Genomic DNA, 20,075 nt, shown 5'->3' with positions numbered 1-20,075 from the left:
TTCCTCAGGATGACAAACGGAACGATTACTCTAAAGTTTTATAAACAAAATTCTTAAACTTCACACTTCCCTTTCCAATCGAACAAAGACCAATTCTTAATCCCAAAAACCCGCTTAAGACATTATGATTATATCCTGAAACTTCTACAGAGTTTTCGATTTTCTTCCAATCTTTTCCATCAATGCTGTAAAACATATCTACTGTGTTCTTGATGTTTTTTAGTTTAAGAAAGACTTTTCGCGTATGAGTATTTTTCTCCGTTGGAAACTGCCAACCCCTCAAATTCGCCAAGATATTGTTTTGATCGGCTAATATTCCAGAGTAATATCTATTATCGTAAAAAAGCGTTAATCCGCCTACTGCATTGCCTTCTATTTCCATTTCTACTTCCGCAGAATAAGAATGTCCGCCCGGAACAATTACAAGAGGCGAACTGTTTCCTACTCCGTCGCCTTTTCCTTCAATAGTCAAAGTGTTATTCGCAACTTTAAATCTTGAAGCTTCTACCCCACTATAAAATTTCCATTGCGGTTTAAGAGCCGAACCTTCAAAATTGTCGCTTAAAGAAAATTCAGGAAGTGTTTTACCTTCTGGTTTTGCAATTGGTTTATCCGTCTCGATATTATCTGGAATTTTATACCAGCCGTCTTTTGTCCATTCTACTGGCTGAAGTAAAGTTTGTCTTCCTAAGTTGTAATAATCTTTTTCATAACCGTGAAAAATCATCCACCATTTTCCGTTGGCATCTTCAAAAATAGTACTATGTCCTTTTGACCACCAAGTTTCAGAACTGCTGTTGGTTCTCACAATCGGATTATGAGGCGAGTTTTCCCAAGGTCCAAAAGGCGATTTTGATCTTGCTGAAATTACCATATGACTTGTCGCTGGGCCTGCAGTTCCGCCTTCAGCAACAGTTAAATAATAATATTCTCCACGCTTGAATAATTTTGGCCCTTCCATACAAAAACATTCAATACTCCATTCACGCGGAATTTTCCATCCGTCGTAAACATGTTTTAACTCGCTTGTTACCGAAAGTCCGTCTTTGGATAAAGCCACATAACCTCCATTGCTAAAATATAAATATCTATTCCCGTTATCATCTGTTACGTGCCCGGGATCAATATTTCCGATTTTCAAATCGACAGGTTCGCTCCAAGATCCATTTATAGAATCGGCTGAAACTACGAAGTTGGTATTATTCGCAGGAAAATAGATATAATATTTATTGTTGTACTTAATTAAATCTGGCGCCCAAACTGCTCCAACATATTTATGAAGTGCATTTGTAACAGGTTCCCAATTCATCAAATCGGTCGAATGCCAGATTAAAAGTCCAGGATAATAATCGAACGAAGAATGAACGACATAATAATCTTTTCCGTCACGCAACAAACTCGGGTCTGGATAATCTCCCGCAAAAATTGGGTTTGAATATTGATTTTGTTTTAGACTTTTTTCTGGTTGTGATTGAGAATAAACACAATACGAAAACAGTATTAAAAAGGTTAGATATATTTTTTTCATGTTTTGATATTTTTTTCAAATATAGTCAAAAAGACTATAAGATATAATTTAGCCACAGATTAAGAGGATTAAAATGATTTTTGAATTGCGTCCAGCTTTAGCTGGATGTAATAATAATGATGCTACAAAATGGCTTTAGCCAAAAATACGTGTGTTTGGCTAAAGCCCTACCCCTTCAAATTACATAACCTCCGGCTAAAGCTGGAGGCAATTCATATCTAAAATTAAAATCTTTTTAATCCTTTTAATCTATGGCTTAATAAAAAGCTTAGCCAATCTTTGTCGAGCTACTTGCGGAGATTTCTCCTTCGTCGAAATGACAAATATTTACGATTACCTATTTACTTAAAACAAAAACTTTGCGACTTTGCGACTTTGCGAGATTAAAACATCACAATTCTCAGTAAAAACTCCAGTGAATCTCCGTGCAATATTAAAATCTCAATTCTATTGCTTATTTTTGCACTCTAAAATTCATATTAATGACACAGAATCCAAAGAGATATACGATCACGGCGGCATTGCCTTACACCAACGGACCTATTCATATTGGGCACTTGGCGGGAGTTTATGTGCCTGCAGATATATATTCGAGATATTTAAGATTGCAAGGAAAAGATGTAGCATTTATTTGCGGAAGCGATGAACACGGGGTTGCAATTTCGATGAAAGCCAAAAAAGAAGGAATTACACCACAGCAGGTTATTGATAAATATGATGGAATTATCCGTAAATCGTTTTCAGATTTCGGAATTTCATTCAACAATTATTCTAGAACTTCGGCAAAAATTCATCATGATACGGCTTCGGAATTCTTTAGAACTTTGTATGATAAAGGCGATTTTATTGAAGAAGTTACCGAACAATTATACGATGCAAAAGCAAATCAGTTTTTAGCAGATCGTTTTGTTGTGGGAACTTGCCCAAAATGCGGTAATGATGGAGCTTACGGAGATCAGTGCGAAAATTGCGGATCTACTTTAAATGCTACGGATTTAATTAATCCAAAATCGACCATTACTGGAGAAACTCCAATTCTTAAAGAAACAAAACACTGGTTTTTACCTTTAGACAGATATTCTGATTTCTTAACCGAATGGATTTTAGTTGGACATAAAAACGACTGGAAAACCAATGTTTACGGACAAGTAAAATCTTGGATCGACGCAGGATTAGAACCTCGCGCCGTAACACGTGACCTTGATTGGGGAATTGACGTTCCGGTTGAAGGTGCGGAAGGAAAAAAATTATATGTTTGGTTTGATGCGCCAATTGGCTACATTTCTTCTACAAAAGAATGGGCTGCGCGCGAAGGAAAAGACTGGGAACCGTATTGGAAAGATGAAGAAACCAAATTGGTTCACTTTATCGGGAAAGACAATATTGTTTTCCATTGTATCATTTTCCCAGCGATGTTAAAAGCTGAAGGAAGTTATATTTTACCAGACAACGTTCCTGCAAATGAGTTTTTGAACTTGGAAGGAAACAAACTTTCGACTTCTAAAAACTGGGCCGTTTGGTTGCACGAATATTTAGAAGAATTTCCAGATAAGCAAGATGTTTTACGTTATGCCTTAACATCAAACGCTCCTGAAACAAAAGATAACGATTTTACTTGGAAAGATTTCCAAGCTAGAAATAACAATGAATTAGTTGCTATTTTCGGAAACTTTGTGAATCGTGTTGTCGTTTTAACCAACAAATATTACGACGGTGTTATTCCAACTCCAAACGAATTTACAGAAGTTGACGAACAAACTTTAGCAGAATTAAAAGCGTACCCAGCCGTAATTTCAAGTTCGGTGGAACGTTACAGATTCCGTGAAGCTTTGGGCGAATTGATGAATGTTGCTCGTTTAGGAAATAAATATCTTGCAGACGAAGAGCCTTGGAAAGTAATGAAAGACAATCCAGAGCGTGTAAAAACTCAAATGTATGTGGCGTTGCAAATTGCTGCTGCGTTGAGCGTTTTGGCTGAACCGTTTTTACCTTTTACTGCTGCGAAACTTTCTAAAATCTTGAATTTGGCTGATCTTAAAGAGCATTTTGCAGGTTTCAGTAAATTCTTAAAAGAGAAAGATCGTGATGCAAAAGATATATTTATTGAGAAAACTTTAGGTTGGAATGATATTTCTGAAAACTCAGATTTAATTCCAGCAGGACATAAAATTGGTGAGGCAGAATTGCTTTTCGCTAAAATTGAAGACGAAGAAATACAAAAACAAATAGATAAATTGGAAGCAACAAAAACAGCTAATTTAGCTGAAAGCAAACAACCAGAACCGCAAAAAGATTTAATTCAGTTTGATGATTTTGCGAAAATGGATATTCGTATCGGAACTATTTTAGAGGCTGAAAAAATGCCAAAAGCAAACAAACTTTTAGTACTAAAAGTAGATACAGGAATTGATGTTCGTACAATTGTTTCAGGAATTGCTGAGAGTTTTTCTCCAGAAGAAATCATCGGAAAACGTGTTTCTGTATTAGTAAACCTTGCTCCAAGAGCTTTACGCGGTGTTGAAAGTCAAGGAATGATCTTAATGACAACAAACGCTGAAGGAAAACTGGTTTTTGTAAATCCAGATGCTGATGCACCGAACGGAGCTACGGTAAACTAAAGATTTTTAAAATTATATCACAAACATGTATTACAGAAGAAAAATCTTACTATCTTTGATTCAGGTTTTTGACGGTGAATTAGAAAAAATTCAACTTCAAAAACTCTTATTTCTATATACACGTTCACAAAGACAAAAGAAAACATATGATTTCGTGCCATATAGAATGGGATGTTTCTCTTTTCAAGCAAACGCAGACCTATTTACATTAAAAAAATATGGAAATGTAAGTGAAAGTGATAAATCTTGGAAAAAAGAAGACGATGTAAATTATTTGAATGAATTAACGAAAGAAGATAAAAAGATAATTAGTGATTTTAGAATAATCTATGCTAATAAAACAAGCGAAGATTTGATTAATCTTACATATAAAAGATATCCTTATTTCGCTATAAATAGCATAATTGCACAAAATTATTTAAGTGAATCTGAAATTGAAAACTTAAATAATTATCGATCTTTTGACGAGGAAGTTGTTTTATTTACCATTGGTTATGAAGGAATATCTTTAGAAAGTTACCTTAACAAACTAATAAAAAATAATATAAAGGTTCTATGTGATGTCAGAAAAAATGCACTAAGTATGAAGTATGGCTTTAGTAAAAGTCAATTAAAAAATGCTTGTAATGGTGTAGGAATAGAATACATCCATATTCCTGAAGTAGGTATTGATTCTGATCAAAGGCAAGAACTCAAATCTCAAATAGATTATGATGTTTTGTTTGACAAATATAGAGTACAAAATTTAGGTGAAACATTAGATAATCAAATAGAAATTCTAAATCTGCTTAAAACTAATAAAAGAATTGCTTTAACTTGTTTCGAAGCTGATGTTTGTCAATGCCATCGAAAGCATTTATCAGAAGCAATAACAAACTTAAAAGGTTTCAACTATAAACTAGAGCATCTATAATTTATGCCAATAAAGAAAATTCTAATAACGGTTACTACTTATCCATTACCATCTAGAAGCTATGATGAATTGGTTTGTACAGCTGGATTATTAGAAGATGGAACTTGGATAAGAATTTATCCTGTTCCATTAAGTTTTCTTAATCAAGTAAAAAAAGAAACCGGATTTAAAAAGTATACTTGGGTAGAATTAGATCTAAAAAAAAGAACAGACGATTTTCGTCCCGAAAGTTATTCTCCAAATAACTACGACATAAAAATTTATAATACTATAAACACAAATAACTTTTGGGAAGAAAGGAAACTTTTCTGTCTAAAAAATATTTATACCAATAGAGATAAACTTATAAATGATTCTAAAGCTCCTGCAAATATTTCCTTAGCAACTTTTAAGCCAACAAAAATTACTGCTTTTGAAATTGAAAATGATTCCAAAGAATGGAAAAATGAATGGCTTGAATTAAGAAAACAAACTAACCTTTTTGCAGAAATTGATAGTAATCCTGAAAAAATTATCAGGAAAGCACCATATAAATTTTATTATTTATTTGAAGATGACGAAGGCAAATCTTGCCGATTGATGATTGAAGATTGGGAAATTTTTGAATTATATTGGAATTGCTTGGCTAAGAGTAATAACAATGAAAAAGAAGCTATAGAGAAAGTTAAAAATAAATACTTTGATACTTTTTCTAATGAACATGACATATATCTTTTTTTAGGAACAACTATGCAATGGCATAGAAGAAGATCTAATAATCCTTTTGTAATTATTGGCATTTTTTATCCTAAAATAAAAAGCCAATACTCTCTCTTTTGATAAAAAATACAGGTTTTTCTTATTTATTAGGTTTTTGTTTTATAAGTTTGCTCCGCAAAAAATACCCTTAAGGATTTTTAATTAAAACTTTAAGAGAATGACTAAAGAAAATCAAAAACGGACACATCAAGATGTAATACCATCGATGGCAAAATTTCTTTCAGACCTTTGGTTTGAAGGAGATTTTAGAGAACAGCCCAATTATCTATCTGAAATTTTCAAGCGAATTCTTGAAACAGAATTGGGAGATGACAAAGAGCTAAGATCAAAAATGATGGAATGCATCAAAACCAGTGAAATGCTTGCCGAAACACTCGAACCGTTTTCGGATAAACAAATTCAGAAAGCCTGCAGTAAAATTTTAGCTGCTTAAAACAACAAAAAAGCGTGAATCACTTACTATTTTTAATCGATTCACGCTTTTTAGTTTCAAAATACTCGCTTTCTAAGCTATCTTTGAAAAAAAATATCAAAGAATAAAATACATCTAATGAAACTCACAAAACCAAGATTAGCTTTAATCTGCGGTATACTCTGCATATCTATTTTCCCGATATTGGTAAAATTACGTTTAACACCAGGATTAATTTCGGCTTTTTACCGAATGTTTTTTGCAGTTGTTTTGCTTTTGCCTTATGTTATTTTAAGCGGAAATTTTAAACTTCCAAAACTAAAATTTGCTCTTTTGGCAATACTTTGTGGTGTTTTATTTTCGTCTGATGTTGCGGTTTGGAATATCGCCATTCAGGAATCAAGCGCGACTCAAGCTTCTTTGTTGACCAATTTATCTCCGGTTTGGGTTGGAGTTGGTTCTTTCTTTTTTCTAAAAGCAAAACCCGCAACAAATTTTTGGATCGGAACATTAGTCGCTTTATTCGGAATGGTCACTTTGGTCGGTTTTGAATTTTTTATCGATTTAAACTTTGATAAAGCATTTCTATTTGCCGTTTTATCTGGCATTCTGTATTCCATTTATCTTTTGGTTAGCAAAAATGTACTTTCAGAAGTCGATGTTCTTTCGTTTATGACGATTAGTTTATTCGCTTCAAGCATCTATTTAGGAATTTTATGTTATGCATTGGGCGAACCTTTTACTGGGTTTTCAAATGCTGGCTGGTTTGTTCTCGTGCTTCAAGCTGTTATTTGCCAATTGTGTGCTTGGCTTTCGATTAGTTACGCCACTCAGCACATGCGTGCAACAAGAGTTTCACTAAGTTTGTTAAGTCAAGCTGTAATTACCTCAATTTTAGCTTGGTTGTTTTTGGAAGAACAAATAACTTTACAGATGGTTTTCGGCGGAATTATATTACTTTTCGGAATCCGAATTACATTTTACGATAAAACGATTTCTTTGAAAAGGCTTTTTTCTAAGAATTAAGATAAAAGGTTTCACGCAGATTCAACAGATTTGAGCAGATTTTAATCTCATAATCTGTGGCTAAAAAATTAGTTTAATTCGTGAATTGCTTCGCCTGTTCGCTATCGCTCGGGTCGTGGCTAAAAACCTGAAATAAAAAAACACTTGAAACAAAAAACTCTATGTTACATAAAACTAAAATACCAAACTTAAAAGTAATCGCATTTGATGCCGATGATACTTTGTTTGTGAACGAACCTTATTTTCAGGAAACCGAACATAAATTTTGCGCTTTGATGGAAGATTACCTTTCGCATCAAGGCATTTCGCAGGAATTATTTAAAATCGAAATTGCCAATCTTCCTTTGTACGGTTACGGAATCAAAGGTTATATTCTTTCGATGATTGAAGCAGCGATGAACATTTCGAACAATACTATTCCGATTGAAGTCATTGAAAAAATCATTCAATACGGAAAAGAATTACTCGAAAAACCAATCGAATTACTGGACGGAATCGAAGAAACACTTCAAGCCTTAAAAGGCAAATACAAATTGGTTGTTGCCACAAAAGGCGATTTAAAAGATCAGCACAGTAAATTACACCGTTCTGGTTTAGGGCATTATTTTCACCACATCGAAGTAATGTCAGACAAACAAGAAATTGATTATCAAAAATTACTTGGTCGTTTGGATATTCAGGCGCATGAGTTTTTGATGATCGGAAATTCATTAAAATCAGATGTTTTGCCAGTTTTAGGAATTGGAGGTTACGCCGTTCATATTCCGTTTCATACTACTTGGGAACACGAAAAAATTAATCACACTATCGAGCACGAACACTTTAGTTCATTTGAAACTATTGCAGAAGTTGTTCCGAATTTATTATAATGAAAACACTTTTAGACCTAGAAAATTGGAATAGAAAAGAGCATTTTGCCCATTTTAAACAAATGGAAGAACCTTTTTTTGGTGTTACCGTAGAAATAGATTGCACAAAAGCGTATCAAACTGCAAAAAGCATCAATTCTTCTTTCTTCATTTTCTATTTGCATAAAACTTTGGTTGCAGTAAATGCCATTGAAAATTTTAGATATCGAATTTCAGAAAACGAGATTTACATTAACGACCAAATAGATGCATCGGCAACTATTGGCCGTGAAGATGGCACTTTTGGGTTTTCTTTAATCGAATATCATCCAGATTTTAAAACATTTGAACAAATTGCCTTAACCGAAATTGAGCGTATTCAAAATACAAGCGGACTTTTTACAAGATCTTTCGATAATGATAATCTGATACATTTCTCGGCAATTCCGTGGATAAATTTTAGTTCGATTACCCATGCGCGCAGTTTTACGTACCCAGACAGCTGTCCGAAAATTTCTTTTGGAAAAATGATGGTCAATGAAACTGGCAAAAAAACAATGTCAATGGCTGTTTATGTACATCACGGTTTAATGGACGGAATACATGTTGGTCAATTTATAGATACTTTCCAAGAGCTTATGAATCAATAAAATAAGCGGAATGATTTTTGAGCGTAAAAACATATGAAACAAATCTTCCTTTTTTTGTCTTTAATCTCAAGTACTGTTTTGTTGAGTCAAACGGTACTTCACTCTTATCCCATAGATTTAAAAAACAAAATAGGACAGACTCAAGTTTTAAATGCCGAAAATACTACAACTCATGATGTATTTGCTTTTGTCGCAACTCCAGATAGTCTTTCAATATTAAAATACAACAACGCTTTATTTCTAAATGATAAGTTTATAACTTCTCGAAAATATGTCGAAAACAGATCCTTAATGGGATGCAGTTTTAGCGAAGACGGAAATCCAACCTTATATTGGTTTTCTGGAGAAGAAAAAAACATCATTTTGGTTAAATATTTCATGGAAACCAAGACATTTAGGGCTTTAAAATTTCCTGTTCCTCTTGACGAACAATTTATTGTAACACAATATCAGAGAGACAACCATTTCTATTTATTAATGCAGAGCAAAACAAAACAATCCTTAACTGCATTTGTTTTTAAAAATGGAATAGCAGAAGAAAGGCTTCTTGATTTCAGTTCTTTTGTTTTTCGAGATCGTAAAACCCAGCAAAGAACATTCAATCAAATTCTGAATGAAAATCCCATTGAAAAAATGGATTCTGGAGAAAATAATCCGTTATATAAAGCTACTTCAAAAACTAAAATTTATACTTTGCCTAATCGTTTGATTCTAACATTGGATCAAAGTTTTAGAAAAACACAACTATTTGAAATAAATTTAGATAGTTTGGAGATTACCGAAAAGACTTTTATGAAGCCTATTGGAGAAAAAAATCCAAAAACCTCCAATTCTTTTTATCATGAAAACAAACTGTATCAGATCAATGTAAATGCAGATGAACTCTTATTTGACATCAAAGATTACACAACTGGCGAATCGATAAAAACATTTGCCGTTTCAAAAAAAGATACGATCCGTTTTAGTAATTCGCCATTATTAATGCAGATTGAAGATCGCGCGCCCAGACAATTAAAAAACACAGCCAAGTTTTTAAAAGAATTATCCAATCTTGATGCTGGCCTTTCTGTATTCAAAAACAAAAAAAATCTCTTTATAACTTTAGGAGGAACGGGCAGCGATTTAAAAACAGTTTCCATGAGTGGTTTCAATTTTGATGATTTTTTTGGAGATTTTCCTTCTCGCGGTTATTATAATTTAGAAACCAACTATTCTGTGTTTATTGAAAGTATTTGGACTAAAAAACTAGAATTGACTCAAGAAACGCATGAACCATTTGCGAGTGATAAGATTTATTATTTTTTAGATTCTCATAAAGAAGCTCTTCTTTCTAATACCCTAAAATTAAGTAATTACACTCTTTTAAGTTATTACGACTTAGTTACCAAACAACTTGTCTTGCGCAAGTTCACAGATGAATTTAATTAAAACAGATTCGCTATCAGTGACTTAGCTCTAAAAAGACGAATTATAGCCATTTACAACCTCTTTTTTCAACTATTTCATAATCAAGGAGTAAGCTTATTCTAATACCTTTTTGGCTTTTAGGGGAAGTATTTACTTACAAATTATTGTTGTTTTGACCCAAATTTAAAATCTCAGATAACAATGAAAAAAGTTGTAATGACCCTTGCACTTGCCCTTGCATTAACAGGAGTACGTGCTCAAACAGAAAACAATAATAGTTTTAATAAGTGGTCTGTAGAATTAGGTGCTGGTTTTAATAAACCACAAAAACCTTTTAGCGATGGATATTCAACTAATACTGTAAGTCCATGGACTGGAGATCTAGGTGTTCGCTACATGTTTAATAACAAATTTGGTTTGAAGGCAGATTTTGGGTACAATAGTTTAACTGCAAAAGGCAGCTCTATCGATTTTGATTCAAAATACTATAGAGTAGATTTACAAGCCGTTGCCAACTTAGGCCGTATCATGAATTTTGAAACCTGGACTAACACTATTGGTTTATTAGGCCATGCTGGTTTTGGTTATGGTCAATTAAGAAATGATAATTTTAAAGGAGCAGATGAAGTGGGTAACTTTATTGCTGGTGTAACTGGACAAATAAGATTATCAAATAGACTTGCTTTAACTGGTGATTTCTCAACTATCTTAAACGCATCTCAAGATCGTACTTTTGATGGGGCGTACGTTCCAGGTAACAGAGGGTTTTCAGGAGTTTTATTTAATGGAACTGTTGGTTTAAATGTGTACTTAGGAAAAAACACAAAACATGCTGACTGGGTTGTTACTGAAGGTAATAACAATTATGCTGATCTTACTGCTTTAGAAAATAAAGTATCAGATCTTGAAGAACAAATCAAAAACAGACCAGTTCAAAAAGAAGTTGTTGTTGAAAAACAAGTTAACAATGCACAGCTAACGGATAATGATTTGATCAAAAGAATGATCAACGATAAATATTACAGTGTGTATTTTGACTTTAATAAAACAACTCCAATCGAAAATTCAACTGCTGCGATCGATGTTGTTTTAAATTACTTAAGAAAAAATCCTTCTGCATCTCTAGACCTAGTAGGTTATGCTGATCAAGTTGGAAAAGCGGAGTACAATGAAAAACTATCTCGTACAAGAGCAACTAATGTAAAAACTATTTTTGAAAAAGCAGGAATCGCTTCTTCTCGTTTAAATGTTGTTGCAAATGGTGCAGATACATCTATCCAAAAAGATTCTGATGAAGCTAGAAGATTAGCTAGAAGAGTTACTTTTATTGTAAAATAATTTCTTTTTAAGATTTGACTAAAAGTCCTTAAGGTTTGTTCTTAAGGACTTTTTTTGTTTAAGAAACAATTTCAGAAATTGTCCGCTTACTAAAATTTAATTGAGTGTTAATCCAAAAGGCTCATGTTTTCGAGGTTTCTGAAAAGGGTAATCAATAATTTTTCTTAATTTTACAAAAAAGACATCTATTATGCTATCAAAAAATATTGAATCAGCTTTAAACAAGCAAATCCGCATAGAAGCAGAATCTTCGCAAACTTATCTTTCTATGGCTTGTTGGGCTGAAGTACAAGGATTAGAGGGAATTGCTCAATTTATGTACACACAGTCAGACGAAGAGCGTGCACATATGCTTAAACTAGTTAAGTATGTAAATGAACGCGGAGGTCACGCTCAGGTAACAGATCTTAAAGCGCCAAAAACAACATATTCTACTTTCAAAGAAATGTTTGAGGAGCTTTACAATCACGAACTTTTTGTTTCGAAATCTATCAATGAATTGGTGCATATTACTTTTGAAGAAAGAGATTATGCGACTCACAATTTCTTGCAATGGTACGTTTCTGAACAAATTGAAGAAGAAGCTACAGCAAAATCTATCTTAGATAAAATCAACTTAATTGGAGATGACAAAGGTGGACTTTACTTGTTCGACCGTGATATTCAGCAATTAACAGTTACTAGCTCAATCGCTATCAATCCCAAATAAAAAAGTTAAAGTTTATTTAGAATATTTAAAAATAACTTTTTTGGTTTATATTTGTCTCTGTTTTTATAATACAGAGGAAAATTGAGCAAGAAAGAAAAAGACAAGGACAAGAAAAAGGATAAAAAAGACAAAAAGAATAAAGTTATCCTTGATAAAATTAAGAAGATTGAAAATTGTAAATCTTCTTGCTGTGAGAAATATAAGAAAAGTGAAAAGAAACGCTGCTCACGTTGTCCTATGTTTGATTTATTCAAAAAAACTGCTTAACAAAATATACAAAACCCACCAGAATTCTCGGTGGGTTTTTTAATTTTAGAAAATAATTATCTTCCGATTTTTAAACTGCATTATGGAAAACACCAATACAATCCCAAAATCGAGCTTGGATTTTTTAGTCCAGCTTAAAGAAAACAATAACAGACCTTGGTTTGACGAGCACAAATCTGAATATTTAATTGAGTTAAATCATATTGAGAATTTTGCAGGCGCTTTATTAAAAGAACTTTCCAAAACTGATGTCTTAGAAAATACTTCAGGCAAAAAAAGCGTTTATAGAATCTATCGTGACATTCGTTTTTCTAAAGATAAAACTCCTTTTAAAACATTTTGGGGCGGAAGCTATACTCGTGCCACTGCTGCGAGACGTGGTGGTTATTATTTTCATCTCGAAAAAGGAAACAGCTTTTTTGCAGGTGGCTTTTGGGGTCCAAATACAGCAGATTTAAAACGAATAAGAACCGAATTTGCTCACGATCCAGAAACCTTCCAAGAAATACTGAATTCGAAATCTTTCAAAAGCAATTTTGGAACTCTTCAAGGCGAACAATTAAAAACATCTCCAAAAGGTTTTGATTCAGATCATCCCGCGATTGATTTACTTCGCTTCAAACAGTTCTTGGTGATAAAACGTTTTACTGATGACGAAGTATTAAGTCCGCAATTTTTAGAACTGGCTCTTGATGCTTTTAAAAATATGAGGCCTTTTTTTGATTATATGAGCGAAGTGCTGACGACTGACGCTAATGGGGTATCAATTTTATAAAAATAATTTTCTGTAAAATATAAACCCGACAAGTTTTTGAAACCTGTCAGGTTTGGTATGATTATTCCGTTAGGAATATCTCGTTGGTAGAAAAAAAATGATTTTGTTTAGGTAGTGTCCTGTAGGGACACCTGTTATGCGGAATAACATCCGCTTTAACAATCAAACGTTCCTACGGAACGTCAAACCATAATTCAAATCGAGTTCTACCAACGAGACATTCCTACGGAATGAATTGTTTTTAGAGATAAACAGCGATTAGCTAAACCCGACAAGTTTCAAAAACTTGTCGGGTTTAGCTATTTTGTAAAAGCATTATTTACTCAGCAGTAAAATTTCATTTATTACAACCTCAGTTATATATCTCTTTTCTCCGTTTTTGTCATCATAGCTTCTGTGCGTCAGTTTTCCTTCAACAGCAATTTCTTTTCCTTTCACAACATACTTTTCAATTATCTCAGCCGTTTTCCCCCAAGCTGTTATACGATGCCACTCGGTTTGCTCTACTTTTTCGCCTTTATCATTTCTATAAATCTCATTTGTTGCGATTGTCAGATGTGCTAGTTTTCTACCGCTTTCTAATGTTTTAATTTCTGGATCATTACCAACATTCCCGATTAATTGTACTTTGTTTCTAATTGCACTCATGGCGTATACTATTTTTATGTTACTATTAAATTGAATCGTTCATCAAATTCAACACGGCAAAGATGCAAAACCCAAGTACTGACAGTCGGTTGCTAACTATTTACTATCGACTGTAAGTATTTGTAAGCGTTTGTAAATGGAAATTGTTTTTTGTATATTTGAGATAAATCTTACGATATGCAGACAAAAATTAAAAAAGTCGAATTACGAAATCTTGAAATTGAAGACTATAAACAATTAAAAAAATCAATGATCGAATCGTATCCAGAAATGGCCGATTCGTATTGGGGATCTGATGATATTGAAAGACTGCTTTCAATTTTTCCAGAAGGACAACTGGTGATTTTGGTTGACGGAAAAGTTGTTGGCTCTGCCCTATCTCTTATTGTCGATGAAAAATTAGTAGAGAAGAGACACAATTATCAACAGATTAGCGGTGACTACACTTTCTCTACTCACAATGATAATGCTGAAATTTTATACGGAATTGATGTTTTTATTCATCCAAACTACAGAGGTTTGCGTCTTGGCCGTCGATTATACGATGCAAGAAAAGAACTTTGTGAACAATTAAACTTAAAAGCGATTGTTTTTGCGGGAAGGATTCCGAACTATAGAGAACATGCCAAAAAAATGTCTCCCAAAACGTATATTGAAAAAGTACGAACCAAAGAATTATACGATCCCGTTCTTTCTTTCCAATTAAGCAATGATTTTCACGTTTTGAGAGTCATTAAAAATTATTTGGAAGGAGATGAAGAATCGAAAGAATTTGCAGTTTTACTGGAATGGAATAATATTTATTATGATGATAGTCCGAAACTGATTAATCTGAAGAAAAACATTATTCGTTTAGGATTAATTCAGTGGCAGATGCGTCCGTTGAATAATGTTGAAGCCCTTTTTGAACAAGCTGAATTTTTCATTGATGCCGTTTCGGGTTATGGATCTGATTTTGCTTTATTTCCAGAATTGTTTATTGCGCCGTTAATGGCCGATTATAATCATTTGTCTGAAGCAGAAGCCATTCGTGAATTAGCACGTCACTCTGACCCTATTAGAAAGAAGTTTCAGGAATTTGCCATTTCATACAATATCAATATTATTACTGGAAGTATGCCTTATTTAGAAGGCGGAAATCTCTATAATGTTGGTTTCTTATGCAAAAGAGACGGGACTTCAGAAATGTATACCAAAATTCATATCACGCCAAACGAAGTTGTTCATTGGGGAATGAAAGGTGGATCGGAATTTAAAACTTTTGACACTGATTGTGGTAAAATTGGAATTTTAATTTGTTACGATGTCGAATTCCCAGAAATTTCAAGACTTCTGGCAGATGAAGGAATGAATATATTGTTTGTACCATTTCTAACCGATACGCAAAATGGTTATACACGCGTAAAACATTGTTCTCAAGCACGCGCCATCGAAAATGAATGTTACGTTGCAATAGCGGGCTGCGTTGGAAATCTTCCGAAAGTAAATAATATGGACATTCAATATGCGCAGTCATCTGTATTTACTCCTTCTGATTTTGCTTTTCCAAGTAACGGAATCAAAGCTGAAGCTACCCCAAATACAGAAATGACATTAATTGTAGATGTTGATCTTAATTTATTGAAAGAACTTCATGAACACGGAAGCGTCAAAACATTAAAAGACCGAAGAACAGATCTTTACGAAATTAAAAAATTGAATTCATGAAAACATGCCTCGAATGCTCAGCCAAAATTTTCGGTCGCGAAGACAAGAAATTCTGTTCAGATAGCTGCCGAAATGCCTACAATAACAAAATAAATAAAGATAGTACGAATTTCATGCGAAATATAAACAACAAGTTACGCAAAAATTACCGTATTTTGGCAGAGTTAAATGTAGACGGAAAATCGAAAGCTTCAAGAGACAAAATGCTGAACAAAGGCTTTGATTTTGAGTTCTTTACAAACATTTTACAAACCAAGACAGGAAATACATATTATTTCTTGTACGATCAAGGCTATCGTTCCTTGGACAATGATTATTTTATGCTTGTTAAAAAAGAAATATAGTTAGTATTTATTCACCATGAGAAAAAACCAAACCTCAATTCTAGCCATAGCCTGCGTTTTAGCTTTACTCGGCATTATATATGCCACGATGATGCCGCAAGGAATCTCTAAAGATGACGAAGCGCTTGCTGAATTCTCGACCGAAAGAGCCTTAAATCAGGTTGAGATTATTGCGCAGAAACCGCACTACGTCGGATCAACAAATCACGAATTAGTTGCCAATTATCTAAAACTAGAATTAAACAGAATAGGCTTAGAAACGAGTATTCAGGAAGGTTTTACTCTAAATGATAAAGGTCTTTTAGTAAAGTCAAAGAATATTTTAGCTCGAATTAAAGGAACGGACAATACAAAAGCACTTTTGCTTCTTTCTCATTACGATAGCGCGCCACATTCTTTCTCAAAAGGTGCAAGCGACGACGCTTCTGGTGTCGCAACAATTTTAGAAGGTGTACGTGCCTTTTTATATTCTAAACATCCTCAAAAAAACGATATTATCATATTATTCTCAGATGCTGAGGAATTAGGATTAAACGGAGCAGCACTGTTTGTGAATAAGCATCCTTGGGCAAAAGACGTTGGTTTAGTTTTAAATTTCGAAGCAAGAGGAACTTCTGGTCCAAGTTACATGTTACTGGAAACCAATAAAGGAAATGAGGCTTTGGTTAGAGAATTTTCAAACGCAAAACCTTCTCATCCAGTTTCAAACTCTCTCATGTACAGCATTTACAAAATGCTTCCGAATGATACTGATCTAACCGTTTTTAGAGAACAAGGAAATATCCAGGGTTTCAATTTTGCTTTTATCGATGGTCATTTCAATTATCATACACAGCAGGATGATGTACAGCATTTAAACAAAACAACACTCGCACATCAAGGCACTTACATCATGCCTTTGATAAAATACTTCTCAAACATTGACTTAAACCAAACAGAATCTACTCAAGATAATGTTTATTTCAGTGCCCCATTTTCTTTCATCAATTATCCGTTTTCTTGGGTAATGCCAATGACACTAATTGCTTTTGGCTTATTGGTTTTCTTTATTTTCGTTGGAAAAGTAAAAAGAATCATCACTTTTACAGAAATTTTCAAAGGCTTTGTTCCTTTTCTTGGCTCAATTATAATTGCGGGATTGGTAACCTTTTTAGGATGGAAGTTAATGCTTGAAATTTATCCGCAATATTCTGATCTTTTAAACGGATTTACTTATAACGGACATGCTTACATAGGCGCTTTTGTTACTTTGAGTATCGCAATTTGTTTTGCTTTCTACCACCATTTCTCTGAAGCTAAAATTACCATGAATCATTTTGTGGCTCCTTTATTGCTTTGGATTATCATTAACGGGTTTTTAGCAAACAGCTTAACCGGCGCTGGCTTCTTAATCATTCCCGTTTATTTCGGAATACTTTTATTCGGAATATTTGTCTTTACACAGCATTACAGTTTAGGAATGAATTTAATTTTCAGCATTCCAGCTTTAGCCATTATTGCTCCCTTTATCGTAATGTTTCCAATTGGCTTAGGGCTTAAAATTTTATATGGAAGTGCTATTTTAACCGTTTTATTATTCGGATTGCTGCTTCCAATTTTTGGAGCATTTGCTAAAAAAGGCGCTTGGATTGTAATTTTCTTTATCGCTTCGATCTCATTTTTCGTCTACGCAGGATATAATTCAGGTTACGAACAATTTAAAGCCAAATCAAACAGTCTATTGTATGTTTATAATGCAGATAATAATTCTGCTGTATGGACAACTTATGATACTAATTTAGACGAATGGACTAAATCTTATTTAGGGCAAACGAATCAGAAAGCGATTGGTTTGAATACACTGCCTCTTTCAAGCAAATACAATTCAACATTTACTTACAGCGCTATAGCGCCAGTTGTGGAGGTTCCAAAACCAACAATTCAATTTTTGAGAGACAGCGTTATTGGAAACAATAGATATTTGAAAATCAGGATTACTCCAAATAGAAAAGTAAATCGTTATGACATTTACGCTAATCCAAAAATGACGTTTTATAACTTTAAAGCAAATGGCGTAGCGACTTCAGGAGAAAAAGGAAATCGTCTGCAGAGAGAAGACAGCAAAATTTTATGCTATTATGTTGTAGGCAATGAACCGCTTGAAATGGAATTCTACATCAATAAATCGTCTATTTTTGATATGGATTTAATCGAAAGTTCATTTGATTTAATGAGCAATCCATTATTAAATGTTAAACCAAGAGAAAACTGGATGATGCCAACTCCTTTTGTTTTGAATGATGCGGTTTTAATACAGCAGAAAATCAAAAGATATACACCTCCAGTAAAACCGATCGAACCAGTTGTGGTTAAAGATAGTTTAACGGTTGCAAAAGATAGCGTAACAGCTCCAGCTGTAAAACCAGAATAAAAAACACAAAGGCAGATTTAAATCTGCCTTTTTTATTAACTGTAACCAAAAATTCTTTACTCCTCTTTACCTTTGTGTCTTTGAATCTCAAAAAATGAAACAAATAAGCATATTAGGCTGTGGCTGGCTTGGCCTTCCTTTAGCAAAAGCATTAATTGAAAAAGGAAATTCAGTAAACGGATCAACAACTTCAGAAAACAAACTTTCTATTTTAAAAAATTTAGGAATAAATCCTTTTCTTGTCCTCCTAAACGAAGTCGAAGGAAGACTTGAAAGCGAAAGTGTTTCTGAGAACATCAATACTTTTTTAGCGAAAAGCGAAATTTTAATTATTGATATTCCGCCAAAATTAAGAGCTGCCAATCCAAATTCTGAAAAGAAAATTTTTGTCGAAAAAATCCAAACTTTAATTCCTTTTATAGAAAAATCAACCATTAAAAAAGTGCTTTTTGTGAGTTCAACTTCTGTCTATGGTGATGATAATCGTTTTATAAACGAAGAAACTATTCCTAATCCAGAGACTGAGAGTGGTAAACAATTGGTTTTAGCAGAAAATCTTCTTCAAGAAAATCAAAACTTCGAAACGACAATTCTACGTTTCGGCGGATTAATTGGAGAAGATCGTCATCCTGTAAAATTTTTAGCTGGAAAAGAAAACCTTGAAAATCCAGATGCGCCAATCAATTTAATTCACCAAAAGGATTGCATTAGAATTATTGAGGAAATAATAATCCAATCGAAATGGAATGAAATTTTTAATGCCGTTGCACCTTTTCATCCAACGAGAGAAGAATATTACACAAATAAAGCGATCGAAATGAACTTGGAGAAACCGAAATTCAGTTCTGAAAAATCGAATATCAAAAAGGTTGTTTCGAGTGAAAGGATAGAAAGCTATTTGAACTATAAATTCTGTTTAGATAATTATTAAACTCTAAAATATTAGGTTTGGTAAAGTTGAAATTCTCATTTAAACTTAAAGTGATATAAATACATCTTTTTGAGGCTATTAAAAACGCATCCATAAAACATTTTTGCAAAAAATTTTAAAGCGAAAATCATGTCAATGGAACACAAATCATTTTTGTTTAATACATCAGCCTTTACAAAAGAATTATCAGAAATTATTCTTACTGCTGGAGAAACAGACAACGAAAAATTGCTAATTTCTTTTATAAACCAAAATTTAAACGATTTAAAGTCACCTTATTCAGGAGAAGAACTTACCGCTCAATGGATAGAAGAATTAGAAATCGAAGACATTCAAGAACTAGCCGATTTTGCAATGACAAAATATTATAATCCTGATGAAGAATTAGGGTTATCCTATAGCTGGGAATTATTATTAGAATCATTTGATGAATTAGACCTTAAGTTCAATAATGAATATTATATACTTGGCAAATCATTAGATTCTGAAAATTTTACTCTAGACCCAGGCAAAATGGGACTTGGTTTTATTGACTCTCAGCAAATTTCTAGCATTCATAAAGAACTAATAAGTTTAAAACAAAACTTCATAGATATCTTCGAGACTGAAAGCTTAGATAAAGAAATTATACAAGCTTATGAAGAATTAATTGAAATTTACGAAGAAGCAAAAGAATCAAACTGTGGTTTATTAATGACTTTTTAATTGATTATTTATATTTCTATATTTAATAAAGTCAGAGAGAGATATTATTTTTCACAAACCTTCGACTTCATTCAGGCTAA

Annotated in this window: 19 protein-coding genes; 17 read left to right on the top strand and 2 right to left on the bottom strand. The window is 33.2% G+C overall.

Annotated elements, in window-relative coordinates:
• Positions 1 to 25 precede the first annotated feature (25 nt).
• The gene (locus V6624_RS10680) at positions 26 to 1,528 is read right to left on the bottom strand and encodes a family 43 glycosylhydrolase (protein ID WP_338841731.1); all 1,503 of its coding nucleotides are present in this window, start codon (positions 1,526 to 1,528) and stop codon (positions 26 to 28) included.
• Between the two features lie 482 nt (positions 1,529 to 2,010).
• On the opposite strand from V6624_RS10680, the gene metG reads away from it, so the two are divergent.
• The 12 genes from metG (at position 2,011) to V6624_RS10620 (ending at position 13,250) form a co-directional block, all read left to right on the top strand.
• Positions 2,011 to 4,146: a methionine--tRNA ligase gene (gene metG, locus V6624_RS10675; protein ID WP_338841730.1), complete on the top strand. Its 2,136-nt coding sequence runs from the start codon at positions 2,011 to 2,013 to the stop codon at positions 4,144 to 4,146.
• Between the two features lie 25 nt (positions 4,147 to 4,171).
• Positions 4,172 to 5,059: a DUF488 domain-containing protein gene (locus V6624_RS10670; protein WP_338841729.1), complete on the top strand. Its 888-nt coding sequence runs from the start codon at positions 4,172 to 4,174 to the stop codon at positions 5,057 to 5,059.
• Between the two features lie 3 nt (positions 5,060 to 5,062).
• Complete coding sequence (locus V6624_RS10665; protein ID WP_111284921.1) at positions 5,063 to 5,878, top strand: hypothetical protein; 816 nt, start codon at positions 5,063 to 5,065, stop codon at positions 5,876 to 5,878.
• Between the two features lie 97 nt (positions 5,879 to 5,975).
• Entirely contained in the window at positions 5,976 to 6,251 is a 276-nt protein-coding gene (locus tag V6624_RS10660) for a hypothetical protein (RefSeq protein ID WP_111284920.1), read from the top strand.
• A gap of 117 nt (positions 6,252 to 6,368) precedes the next feature.
• Positions 6,369 to 7,256 (top strand): DMT family transporter, encoded by an 888-nt coding sequence (locus V6624_RS10655; RefSeq protein ID WP_111284919.1) that lies wholly within the window; start codon positions 6,369 to 6,371, stop codon positions 7,254 to 7,256.
• 161 nt (positions 7,257 to 7,417) lie between these two features.
• On the top strand, positions 7,418 to 8,125 hold the full coding sequence (locus V6624_RS10650; protein WP_111284918.1) for an HAD family hydrolase: 708 nt from the start codon (positions 7,418 to 7,420) through the stop codon (positions 8,123 to 8,125).
• Positions 8,125 to 8,754 carry a chloramphenicol acetyltransferase gene (locus tag V6624_RS10645; protein WP_338841728.1) on the top strand — a complete coding sequence of 210 codons (630 nt, stop codon included), beginning with the start codon at positions 8,125 to 8,127 and terminating at the stop codon, positions 8,752 to 8,754. Before V6624_RS10650 ends, V6624_RS10645 begins: the two co-directional genes overlap by 1 nt.
• Positions 8,755 to 8,787: 33 nt before the next feature.
• The gene (locus V6624_RS10640) at positions 8,788 to 10,182 is read left to right on the top strand and encodes a hypothetical protein (protein WP_338841727.1); all 1,395 of its coding nucleotides are present in this window, start codon (positions 8,788 to 8,790) and stop codon (positions 10,180 to 10,182) included.
• Between the two features lie 180 nt (positions 10,183 to 10,362).
• Entirely contained in the window at positions 10,363 to 11,499 is a 1,137-nt protein-coding gene (locus tag V6624_RS10635) for an OmpA family protein (protein WP_338841726.1), read from the top strand.
• A 190-nt stretch (positions 11,500 to 11,689) separates the two neighbouring features.
• A complete protein-coding gene (locus V6624_RS10630) occupies positions 11,690 to 12,208 on the top strand; it encodes a ferritin (RefSeq protein WP_111284914.1) in 519 nt (172 codons plus the stop codon).
• Between the two features lie 81 nt (positions 12,209 to 12,289).
• Positions 12,290 to 12,475, top strand: a complete 186-nt coding sequence (locus V6624_RS10625; protein WP_111284913.1) for a hypothetical protein — start codon at positions 12,290 to 12,292, stop codon at positions 12,473 to 12,475.
• Positions 12,476 to 12,557: 82 nt separating this feature from the next.
• The gene (locus V6624_RS10620; RefSeq protein WP_111284912.1) at positions 12,558 to 13,250 is read left to right on the top strand and encodes a DUF2461 domain-containing protein; all 693 of its coding nucleotides are present in this window, start codon (positions 12,558 to 12,560) and stop codon (positions 13,248 to 13,250) included.
• Between the two features lie 315 nt (positions 13,251 to 13,565).
• Here V6624_RS10620 and V6624_RS10615 read toward each other — a convergent pair whose 3' ends face one another.
• Positions 13,566 to 13,898: a single-stranded DNA-binding protein gene (locus V6624_RS10615; protein WP_111284911.1), complete on the bottom strand. Its 333-nt coding sequence runs from the start codon at positions 13,896 to 13,898 to the stop codon at positions 13,566 to 13,568.
• A gap of 177 nt (positions 13,899 to 14,075) precedes the next feature.
• Between V6624_RS10615 and V6624_RS10610 the strand changes: the two genes are divergently transcribed.
• The 5 genes from V6624_RS10610 (at position 14,076) to V6624_RS10590 (ending at position 19,995) form a co-directional block, all read left to right on the top strand.
• A complete protein-coding gene (locus V6624_RS10610) occupies positions 14,076 to 15,605 on the top strand; it encodes a bifunctional GNAT family N-acetyltransferase/carbon-nitrogen hydrolase family protein (protein WP_338841725.1) in 1,530 nt (509 codons plus the stop codon).
• Complete coding sequence (locus V6624_RS10605) at positions 15,602 to 15,949, top strand: hypothetical protein (protein ID WP_111284909.1); 348 nt, start codon at positions 15,602 to 15,604, stop codon at positions 15,947 to 15,949. The genes V6624_RS10610 and V6624_RS10605 overlap by 4 nt, the downstream gene beginning before the upstream one ends.
• Positions 15,950 to 15,965: 16 nt before the next feature.
• Entirely contained in the window at positions 15,966 to 18,359 is a 2,394-nt protein-coding gene (locus tag V6624_RS10600; RefSeq protein ID WP_338841724.1) for a M28 family peptidase, read from the top strand.
• 94 nt (positions 18,360 to 18,453) lie between these two features.
• Positions 18,454 to 19,290, top strand: coding sequence for an NAD-dependent epimerase/dehydratase family protein (locus V6624_RS10595; protein ID WP_338841723.1), 837 nt, complete (start codon positions 18,454 to 18,456; stop codon positions 19,288 to 19,290).
• A 129-nt stretch (positions 19,291 to 19,419) separates the two neighbouring features.
• A complete protein-coding gene (locus tag V6624_RS10590) occupies positions 19,420 to 19,995 on the top strand; it encodes a hypothetical protein (protein WP_338841722.1) in 576 nt (191 codons plus the stop codon).
• Positions 19,996 to 20,075 lie beyond the last annotated feature (80 nt).

The organism is Flavobacterium ginsenosidimutans, from assembly GCF_037478105.1.
In the GTDB taxonomy this organism is placed as follows: Bacteria; Bacteroidota; Bacteroidia; order Flavobacteriales; family Flavobacteriaceae; genus Flavobacterium; species Flavobacterium ginsenosidimutans.
The sequence above is the reverse complement of the archived record's forward strand: the minus strand, read 5'-3'. Positions and strand labels throughout refer to the sequence as shown.